Annotated in this window: 8 protein-coding genes; 5 read left to right on the top strand and 3 right to left on the bottom strand. The window is 68.9% G+C overall.

Translation table 11 applies throughout. From position 1 onward, the window contains the following. The 4 genes from D7W79_RS32925 to D7W79_RS32940 form a co-directional block, all read left to right on the top strand. A partial coding sequence (locus tag D7W79_RS32925) for a GAF domain-containing sensor histidine kinase (RefSeq protein WP_208729901.1) occupies nt 1-1,059 on the top strand: 1,059 nt, incomplete at its 5' end. Nucleotides 1,060-1,269: 210 nt separating this feature from the next. Then, nucleotides 1,270-3,159 (top strand): AAA family ATPase, encoded by a 1,890-nt coding sequence (locus D7W79_RS32930; RefSeq protein WP_120529318.1) that lies wholly within the window; start codon nt 1,270-1,272, stop codon nt 3,157-3,159. A 116-nt stretch (nt 3,160-3,275) separates the two neighbouring features. Then, nucleotides 3,276-4,088, top strand: a complete 813-nt coding sequence (locus tag D7W79_RS32935) for an N-acyl amino acid synthase FeeM domain-containing protein (protein ID WP_120529319.1) — start codon at nt 3,276-3,278, stop codon at nt 4,086-4,088. A gap of 79 nt (nt 4,089-4,167) precedes the next feature. After that, nucleotides 4,168-4,878 (top strand): iron-containing redox enzyme family protein, encoded by a 711-nt coding sequence (locus D7W79_RS32940; RefSeq protein ID WP_120529320.1) that lies wholly within the window; start codon nt 4,168-4,170, stop codon nt 4,876-4,878. Between the two features lie 81 nt (nt 4,879-4,959). Here D7W79_RS32940 and D7W79_RS32945 read toward each other — a convergent pair whose 3' ends face one another. After that, nucleotides 4,960-5,895 (bottom strand): helix-turn-helix transcriptional regulator, encoded by a 936-nt coding sequence (locus tag D7W79_RS32945; RefSeq protein ID WP_338078832.1) that lies wholly within the window; start codon nt 5,893-5,895, stop codon nt 4,960-4,962. 335 nt (nt 5,896-6,230) lie between these two features. Here D7W79_RS32945 and D7W79_RS32950 point away from each other — a divergent pair, with 335 nt between their 5' ends. Continuing rightward, on the top strand, nt 6,231-7,028 hold the full coding sequence (locus tag D7W79_RS32950; RefSeq protein ID WP_120529322.1) for an endonuclease/exonuclease/phosphatase family protein: 798 nt from the start codon (nt 6,231-6,233) through the stop codon (nt 7,026-7,028). Nucleotides 7,029-7,037: 9 nt separating this feature from the next. On the opposite strand, the gene D7W79_RS32955 is transcribed toward D7W79_RS32950, so the two are convergent. Beyond that, complete coding sequence (locus D7W79_RS32955; protein ID WP_120529323.1) at nt 7,038-7,424, bottom strand: hypothetical protein; 387 nt, start codon at nt 7,422-7,424, stop codon at nt 7,038-7,040. 9 nt (nt 7,425-7,433) lie between these two features. Further along, nucleotides 7,434-9,480: SH3 domain-containing protein (locus D7W79_RS32960; protein ID WP_147442169.1), on the bottom strand; the 2,047-nt coding region annotated here is incomplete at its 5' end.

The following is a 9,480-nucleotide window of genomic DNA, read 5'->3' on the forward strand; positions in this document are numbered from 1 at the left end:
CGGCGCATGTCTCGTGGGCTCGGAGATGTGTATGAGAGACAGGAGTCCCCCAGCCCCGTGCTGGAGGTCTTCCGCACCGGTCAGGCGAAGCTCGTGGAGCGCTTCGTCGACGAGGACTACCTGGCCACCGTGTCGTCGGACGAGCACCTGCTCGCCGCGCGCGCACTGGCTCCGCACTCCCTCCTGGTGGTTCCCCTGATTGCCCGGGAGCGCCTGCTGGGCGCCATCACCCTGCTGCGCGGCGGGCCCCGCGAGTGCTTCACACAGGAGGAGCAGGTGCTGGCCCAGGACTTCAGCCAGCGCTGCGCCCTGGCCATCGACAACGCGCGCCTCCTCACGGAGCTGAAGCGCTCCCTGCGGACCCGGGATGACTTCCTGTCGTCGGTGAGCCACGACCTGCGCAACCCGCTGTCGGTCATCATGATGCGCGCGGCGGGCCTGCGCTCGGAGGTGGCCCAGAAGGGAAGCATCGTGCCCGAGCGCCTCACGACGGCGACGACGCGCATCCTGTGGGCCGCCGAGGAGATGCGCTCGATGGTCGAGAGCCTGCTCGACCTGGTGCGCAGCGAGATGGGCCAGCAGCCGAACCTGCGGCGCATCCCGATGGACGTGGGCGAGCTCGTGCGCAGCGTCATCGCGGATCAGCAGCAGGTCACCCAACGCCACACCTTCCAGGTCCACATGCCTGAAACGCCGGTGAAGGCGTCCCTGGACGAGGTCCGCGTGCGGCGCGTCGTGCGCAACCTGCTGCTCAACGCGGTGAAGTACAGCCCGGAGGGGAGCAGCATCGACGTGCAGGTCCAGCAGTCCGACGCGGAAGGCGGCAGCTGGGCCGTCATCGAGGTCCGGGACCAGGGCATCGGCATCCCCGCGAGCGACCTGCCGCACCTGTTCGAGCGCTTCCACCGGGGAGAGAACGTCGTGGGGCGCATTCCGGGCACGGGGCTGGGGCTGTTTGGAGCCCGGCAGCTGGTGGAGCAGCACGGAGGCCGCATCACCGTGACGAGCGTGGAAGGCAAGGGCAGCTCCTTCCGGGTGTGGCTGCCCCAGCCGCAGTGACGCGGGGGCAAGAGGGTCAGGGCGCGGGGACTCGATGAACTCCCGGCAGCGGCGCATGTCCCCGGCCGAAGCGCGAGGATCCGCGGCCACCAGGTCACACGCCGCAAGGACGCCCCATGCAGCCGCGACGCGCGCTCTTTCGTTTCTCTGTCCAGACCCTGCCGCGCAGGGCAGGTAGAATCTCCGCGCCTTGGCTGGGCTGGAGGATGGATGCAGATCGCGGCGATAAAACTTCCCGAGAACTACCTGGGTTTGGGGATGGAACGTACGACCATGGAACGGCTGGGTTCCATGGTCGTTCTCGCGGGACCGAACGGCGGCGGCAAGTCCCGGATCCTTCGGTCCGTCCACCACGCCGTTACGCATTACCCACTGCCAGTACAGCAGGAACAAATTCGGAGGCAGGTGGCAGTCCGACAAACCCATTTGTCGGAGCTGCGACTCAGGCTCTCCCTCACGGCCGGAGAGGCTGCCGTGGCTTCGCTCAAGTCGGAGATCAATGAGAACGAGCGCACGCTTCAAATATACAAGGACTCCCTGGCGGATGCCGCACTGGTCGCTTTCAAGCAGCTGAGGACTGACAAACCGATCCATCATTACGTGCCCCGGCCCGTTGACTTCGTGGATCCCTTCGAGCAGGCCCGTCATGAGGCTCTCAATGCAGCAAACCAGGTGCATGCGGGGATTGGCTTCGGATCTCTTAGAGACGGATGCCTCGCCTACATTGGTCGTGTGCAGGACCGCTGGTTCCAGGCCACCCATCCCCATGTGACCATCACTGAGGAAGAGAAGGCATTGGCTGTCGCCGAATACGAGCGGCTGCGCGACGATCTCAGGAAGCTCTTGGGCGGGCAGCTCGATCGCAACCTGGATGGCGCACCGACTCTTTGGGGCCGCTCCATCCCGAACGCCGGACTCTCCGATGGTCAGCGCCTCCTCCTGCAACTCGCGGTGGCTCTCCACGCGCAGGGCACGAAGCTGAGCGAGGCCGTCCTTCTGCTTGACGAGCCCGAGACCCACCTACACCCAGCGGCAGTGATCGACGTGCTCGAAACGCTCCGCAAGGCGACGCCGAACGGGCAGCTCTGGATCGCGACCCACTCATTGCCCGTGCTCGCATGGGCGCCAACCGAGTCCCTCTGGTTCGTTCGCGAGGGGCACACGAAGTGGGCGGGACGGGAACCTGAACTGGTGCTCTCCGGCCTGCTGGGTGATGCGCAAGGTCGTGAACGCCTGGAATCGTTCATCCAGCTGCCCGCGCAGCTCGCGAGCAAGCGTTTCGCGGCGGATTGCCTTCTGGCCCCGACCGTCGTCATGACCGGTGGCGACGACCTACAACTCCGGCAGATCCGCGACGCCATCCTCAAGCTGCGGAACCCCAGCCGCCCCCTCCGCATCCTGGATTTCGGTGCAGGCAAGGGGCGGTTGCTGGCCGCGCTGCGCGAAGCCCATGACGAAGCCCGGCCGTTCGCCGAGGTGATCGACTATCGCGCCTTCGACGCGGGCTCGACCGACAGCGAGCATTGCTCGTCGTTGATCGACACGGCCTACGGCGAGGGGGCATCGGCGGAGCGGTACTTCAGTCAGTACGCCGAGCTGGAGGCACAGCTCGACCCAGGCAGCGTCGACGTGGCAATCCTGTGCAACGTCCTGCACGAAGTCCCGCCAGGCCAGTGGCCCTCCCTCCTGGGTCCTGACTCGGCGCTTGCTCGACGGCTACGGCCGGACGGGTTCCTGCTCATTGTCGAGGACATCCACATCCCCGTGGGGGAAAAGGCCCACCGCTACGGTTTCCTCCTGCTCGATACGTCCCCGCTGAAGGGCTTGTTCGCCTGGCGCGAGACCGACGCCTCCATCCAATTCGCGGCTGAGCGGGAGGGACGACTGAAAGCCTGGCTGGTGCCTGCATCACTCCTGCAACGGGTCAGCGCCGCGACCCGCACCGAAGCACTCCGGCGCCTTCAGCGACAAGCGCGGGAAGAACTCCACAAGCTCCGTGAGGCGGCCTCGAGCTATCGCAACGGCCAGCTCCACGGCCTGTGGACCCAGCTCTTCGCCAACGCAAGCCTCGCTCTCGAGGAGTTCGGACCCACTGTCTGACGCTTTGCGCGGACAGGCGCGGAGCGGCCGCGCTCGAACTCGGGTCACCGGCGACGAAAGGAGAGGTGTGAGGTCGGTACGACGCCGGCCTCCCTTCGCTTCCGGGAGAAGGACCCATGACGTGCATCCACTGGCGCTGGCGTGTCGCCACCACGCAGCGGGACCTTGATGACGTGGCTCGCATCCGCTGGGCCGTCTTCGGGGGAGAGCTGGGCCTGCTGTCCGAGCAGTGGGCGCTGTCGCGGCGGGAGATGACCCCCATCGACACGCTCGACACCACGGTGCACCTGCTCGTGTACGCCGGCACCGAGCCGGTGGCGACGATGCGCGTGGCGCTGCCCAACGCGGAGGTGGCGGCGAACCAGGGCGGGACGGTGGGGCTGGAGCTGGCGCAGCGGGTGGACCTCACGGGCCTGAGCCAGCCGGGGCGGGTGCTCGCGGAGCCCTCGCGCTTCTGTGTGCTGCCGAAGTGGCGTCGCACGGAGGCCGTCACGCGGTTGCAGGCGGCCATGTACGCGGAGAGCCGGCGGCGCGGGGTGACACACTGGATTGCCTCCGCGAACCTGGAGACGGACTCGCCCGAGGATGCGCTGCTGTCGTGGCGGGTGGCGGCCCACCGGGGATGGCTGAGTCCTCACTGGCGGGTGGACGTGCCCGACCCGCGACGGGCCCCGGTGCGGCCCCGCAGCCCCTTCTATACGCCGGAGGAGCGGGCGAGGGCGGAGCAGGGGCTCCTGGACGGACTGCGGGTGCCCCGGTCGCCCTCGCTCTTCGCCAGGACCATGGGGGCGCGCTTCATCGCGGAGCCGCTCTACGACGCGTACTTCCAGTGGTTCACGCTGCCGCTCGTCATGGCGCTCGATGAGATTCCCACGGACACCCTGAAGCACTTCCACGCGCTGGAGCACGGCGTGAGCCCCGCCGTCTAGGCCCGGGCGGTTTCTTCCTTCCCTTCACCTTCAACACGCAGCAGCCGGGATTCCAACGGACCCCGGACAGGAGACGTACGTGCAAACCCAGACGGAAAAGCAGGCGGGAACGCAGTGGCTGGCGGTGCTGGATGAAGAGGCGCGAGGCCTGGTGGCGGCGGTGGATGCGCGGCCCGACGCCCGCCGCCTCCTCGAGGGCACCCTCGATGCGGCGGGCTACATCCACTACCTCATCCAGACGTACCACTACGCGCGCTGGAGCACGCCGATCCTCGCCGAGGCGGGCCACCGGCTGAATCGGCTGGGCCGGCACCCGGAGCTGGCGGCGCTGTTGATCCAGAAGGGCGAGGAGGAGCGGGGGCACGACCGCTGGCTGCTGTCGGATCTGAAGAACCTGGGCTGCTCGGAAGAGCAGGTGGAGGCGGCGGCGCGGAGCCCGGCGGTGGAGGCCTATACGGGGTGGAACTTCTTCACGTCGCGCGCGGGCGTGCCGACGGCGGTGCTGGGGACCGCGTACGTGCTGGAGTACCTGTCGCAGACGCGGGCGGGCGTGTGGGCCGAGCGGCTGAAGGCGGTGTCCACCATTCCCAACATCCACAAGTCGGTGACCTTCCTGCGCAGCCATGGGGCGCTGGACGGGGACCACGTGGCGGAGATGCAGCGGATCTTCGAGCGGCTGACGGACCCGGAGGACCAGCAGGCGATCCTCTTCTCGGCCCGGGTCGCCCGGAGCGTCTACCCGCGCATCTTCCGTGAGGACGGCGCCACCTGCCACCCCCTCACGAGGTAGAGGCAATCGCGCGCAAGCTGGGAGCGCCTCCCGTTCGGGCCCTGGCCTTTCGGGAGGCGTCTGCCCCTGCGTTCGGCATTCTCAGACAGGCTTGTTGAGGTGGGCGGCCTGGTAGAGGAGGTCCGCGCGGCTGTCGATGCCCAACCTCCCGAGGAGGTCTCGCACGTGGGTCTTCACCGTGAGCAAGGAGAGTCCGAACTCATCGGCGATCTGCTCGTTGGTCCAGTTGCGGAGCAGGCACGCCGCCATGGTCACCTGGCGGGGGGTGAGCTTGCGCTTCATCTGCTCGGGGAGCGGGATGGACATGGGAATCTCGTGCATCAGGAGGGCCCACTTCGGGGCACCCTCGGGGGCGCTCAATTCGATGAACCGGACCGTGCGGTAGCCATCGGCGTGGAGGGAGACCCAGAGGTTCTTGTCGAGCCGCTCGTCCGGGGTCATGCCGACCAGGGCGTCCAGCCGCTCCTTGAGCGGGAGGGGAAGTCCGGAGGAGTGGAGGTCGGAGGGGGTGAACCACCGCTCCAGCAGGACGGCGGCGCGCGGAGAACGCAGCACCTCCTGGTGGGGCGGCTCCACGACGAGGAAGGCCGTGTCGGGGCGGCGGTAGAGCTCCTCGAGGAGCCGGGCGCCGGTGGTGACGCTCTGGACGTCACTGCAATTGCGCACCGTGTTCATCAGGTGCTTGTTGAGACTGGAGAGGGCGGTGGCGCTCTGGGACGAGAAGGGGCGTCGCAGGTTCCGGTAGAACGCGAGGGCTCCAACGAAGCCGGGGCGGATGGGGAGGAGGACGGCCATGATGTGCTCCAGGCGCGGATCCAGTTCCCGGCTGCGTTGATAGATGAGGGTTCGTTCGTACTCGTCGCGAGTGAGCAGCTGCGTATCGCGGACGGGCACGTTGGGCCGGGCGAGGATGGGAGCCCGCAGGAAGTCATGTGGGGCCAGCTCGGCGTAGACATCCAGGATGGGGACGCGGGGGCCCGGGACGAGCCATTGGTAGTCGAAAGGCTCGACGTGCATGAGGCACAAGGCCACGGCGTCGGCTTGCACGAACTCGAGGAGGGACGCTCGTGTGGCCTCGAGTGCCTGAGGGAGGGACTGCGAGCTGTGGAGGGCCTCGATGACGCTGTCCCGGAGCACGAGCTCCTGGGAATTGAAATCCATTGGATTGAACATCCACCCTCCCGGGTCAGGCCAGTCCACGGGATTGTACGCAACTTCCCCGTGCATGGACATGCTGGGGGGCCAGGGAGCTGTCGGGGGCCCTCTGATTGATGACGCGGAGGATGGGTCGCGGCATGGATGCCTTTGGTTTCATGCTTTGGCTCAGCACCCGGAGAGGTAGGCTGCCCGGCATGCCGCTGAAGGTGATGACGCTCAACATCCTGATGGGAGGCGAGGACCGGATGCCGCTGCTCCTGGCCCTCATCGCCCGTGAGGCCCCGGACGTGCTCGTGCTGCAGGAGTGCCTGGGCTGGGAGGACGGCGAGCGGCTCGCCCATGTCGCCGCCGCGCTGGGCCTCCCCGCCACCGAGGCCCACGTGCGACTGGGCACCGCCCGTCCCCGTCCCAGTGGCCGCCGCTACCATGTCGCCGTCGCCAGCCGCTGGCCCCTGCGCTCGGCCCGCGTCCACGCCAACGCCCACTTCATCGGCCACTGCCTCCTCAAGTGCGAGCTGGAGACAGGGGCGGGGCCGCTGACGCTCTTCGCGGCCCACTTCGACGCGCACCATGAAACGCTGCGCTTCGTGGAGGCGCGCTACCTGCGCTCGCTGATTGAACCCGTGGCCTTCGGGGAGCGGGCCTTCCTGCTGGCAGGGGATCTCAACTCCCTGTCGCGCGCGGACCCCTACCCGGTGGACCTGGCGGACCGCGTCCGCCGCGCGCGGATGGACAAGTACGGCCATCCGCCCCGCTTCGACGTCGTCGACGACCTGGAGGGCTTCGGCTGGGTGGACACGCTGCGCCTCAAGCCTGCCTCGCCCCAGTGGGCGACCGCCCGGCGCCAGCGCGAGGGGGAGGTCATCGACTTCCGCACCGACTTCGTCTTTGCCTCACCCCCGCTGGCCCGGCGGCTGATGGGGGCCCAGGTGGTGGACGTGGGCACGGCCTCCGACCACCATGCGGTGACGGCGAGCTTCACCGACGCGTGAGGTGACGACTCACGCCAGCTCGTTGCGCAGGAGGGACTCCGCCTCCGCCACGAGGGCCGCGCGGAGCTTCGCCTTCAGGAGCGCCTCGTTCTTGAGCATCTCCCGGAGGGCGGGCGACTTCCCGTAGAACACCCAGGTGGAGGAGTGGCTGCCGCCGTCGGGAGTGGAGACCCGCACCTCGAGGAAGCGCTCCTGCTTGCCCGCGTCCCCGCTCAGCGGGGCCAGCCGCAGCTCGACGTCGCCCATGCCCTGGATGAGCGCGCCGCACGCGAAGCGGGTGCTCAGCGGGGGGAACGTCCCCGTGTCGGGCAGGCCCTTGCGCGCGTGCTCCGCCAGCTCGTGGAGCGCGGTGCCAATCGCCTGTTGCAGCTTCTGTTCGTTCAGGACGGTCTGCATGCGGCCTCCTCAGTGGGACGTGTATCTGGCCTTGATGGCCGCGATGGCGTTCTCGAGCTCGTGGATCCGCTCGACGCTCAGGACCTTGTTCAGCCCCGCGGGCAGCGGGGGCGGAGTGGACGGCTGACCGAGCTCCATCATGCGGGCGTGGATGTAGCTCTGGTTGAGGTACTCCAGATAGAGCGCGTGCTGCGCCTCGCTCATCGAGGCCATGGCGGCCTCCACGGGCTTGACCAGGTTCTGGAGCTCCACCTCCGCGGCCTCCGGCACGTTGCGCACGAGCGGCTTGCCCAGCGACACGTCGTAGGGGATGTGCTCCGCGTTGGCCAGGGTCAGCACCTGCTTGCCGATGATCTGCAGCTCGCCCCGGACCCCGTTGCCGTGTTTCAGGTACGCGCACACCACCGTGTAGCCGCTCTCCATCAGCTTGGACTCGTTGATGCGCAGGGGCTTTCCGGCCTGGGCCGCCGCCACCTGCAAGGTCTCCAGGTGCTGGGGCGTGAAGTAGGGTTTGCCCTCCGGCCCGTGGAGGTTGTTGATCTCAGTCACCTCCAGCTCGCCCCGGCGGATGGCCTCCGCGAGCCGGCTCACCACCCGGCTCATCGCCGCCGGAGACGTGTCCGACAGGACGAGCCGCGTGCCGATGGCGTCCCAGAGGTTGGCGATGGCCTCCTGGACGGTGGTGACCTTCGCGCCAAACCGGTCGACCGCGCGCTGCAACCGGTTGGCCGCGGAGACAGGGTCCTTGGCCCGCGCCTGCACCGTGCCCATGTCCTTGAACACCCGGGCAATGAGGTTGCGAGCGGGCTCCAGCTGCTTCTCGTAGAGGGGCGCGGCCTTCTCGGCGAGCTGCGAGATGGTGGGCCCGGGCTTCTTGAAGCGCTCGCGCAGGCGGCTGGCGGCCTGGCGCGGACCGGGCAGGGGAGACTTGCCTTCGGCGTGATGGGCCGCGCGCTCCTTCAGCCAGGACGCCAGGCGGGTCGAGCCGAAGGCCCGCTCCACCGCGGTGCCCTTGAGCAGCCGGAACGCGGCGGTGGCGCCCCGGGCCGCGGCCCACATCGCCAGCGCCTCCACCAGGACGCCCGCGAGGACGCCGATGGCCTCGGCCAGCTCGCGCGCCGCCTGGTCCACCCGCTGCGCGTCCCCGCGCGCGTCCCACACCTTGCCGAGGAACTTCGCGAACGCCGCGCCCACCTTCTGGAGCGAGTCCAGGATCCACTTGGCCAGGAAGGCCAATCCCATCCATTCCAGCAGCGCGAGCCCCACCTCGAAGCCGGCGGCGGCGCCCGGCGCGGCGCCCGCACCGCCCGCGAGCGCGCCCAGCGCCGCCCCCACCGCCGTGCAGATGGCGAGGAAGAGGATGGCCCCCACCGCCATCTCCAGGAGCGCGGTGAGGACGGAGCGCAGGGCCTGCTCGACGTGGGTCGCGACCGCCTTGGGAATGTATTGGAGCGACAGGTGGATGGCCTGCCCGATGTCGTGCAGCAGCTGCTGCATCCGCTGCCAACCGGACGCGAGGCCCAGCGCGTCCAGCGTGTTGAAGCTGTACGAGCCCGGGTTGACCACCCCGCGCAGTCCCTGGGCGAAGGCCTTGCTCGGGATCCAGATGTACGTGTCTGCCTGGAACGCGAGGGACTTCCAGCCGTCCGTGGAGGAGGGGATGGGCCGCCGGTTGACCTGGGCGAGCACGGCCACGAAGAAGCGCAGGTCGGAGCCCCACGTGCGCGCGATGTCGCCGTAGTAGGCCTCTGCGATGGCGATGGCCGTGCCCTTCGTGCCCCTGGCGACCTGGTGGAGCCGGGCGTTCGGTTCGGGCATCGGGTGGCGCGGCGCGGACCAGACGTAGTCCGCGGAGACGAAGCCCACGCGCCCGTCCCGCGTGCTCACCGACAGCCAGCCTCCGGGCATCCGCGCGACGACCTGCACGGGGGTGTTGAACTCCAGGCTGGCGAGCGCGTTGTGTCCCTGCTCGGGGCTGGAGCGCAGCTGGAGGGGCGGCGCCTTGTTCCACATGACGATGCCCACCTCCCCATGCGCGGGCGGCGCATCCCCTCCC

The organism is Corallococcus exercitus (assembly GCF_003611585.1).
Classification (GTDB): Bacteria; Myxococcota; Myxococcia; order Myxococcales; family Myxococcaceae; genus Corallococcus; species Corallococcus exercitus.

Bases quoted from the DNA above. Each gene is read 5' to 3' on its own strand.
- D7W79_RS32930 (WP_120529318.1), top strand. From the start codon at position 1,270: ATGCAGATCGCGGCGATAAAACTTCCCGAGAACTACCTGGGTTTGGGG.
- D7W79_RS32935 (WP_120529319.1), top strand. From the start codon at position 3,276: ATGACGTGCATCCACTGGCGCTGGCGTGTCGCCACCACGCAGCGGGAC.
- D7W79_RS32945 (WP_338078832.1), bottom strand. From the start codon at position 5,895: ATGCACGTCGAGCCTTTCGACTACCAATGGCTCGTCCCGGGCCCCCGC.
- D7W79_RS32950 (WP_120529322.1), top strand. From the start codon at position 6,231: ATGCCGCTGAAGGTGATGACGCTCAACATCCTGATGGGAGGCGAGGAC.
- D7W79_RS32955 (WP_120529323.1), bottom strand. From the start codon at position 7,424: ATGCAGACCGTCCTGAACGAACAGAAGCTGCAACAGGCGATTGGCACC.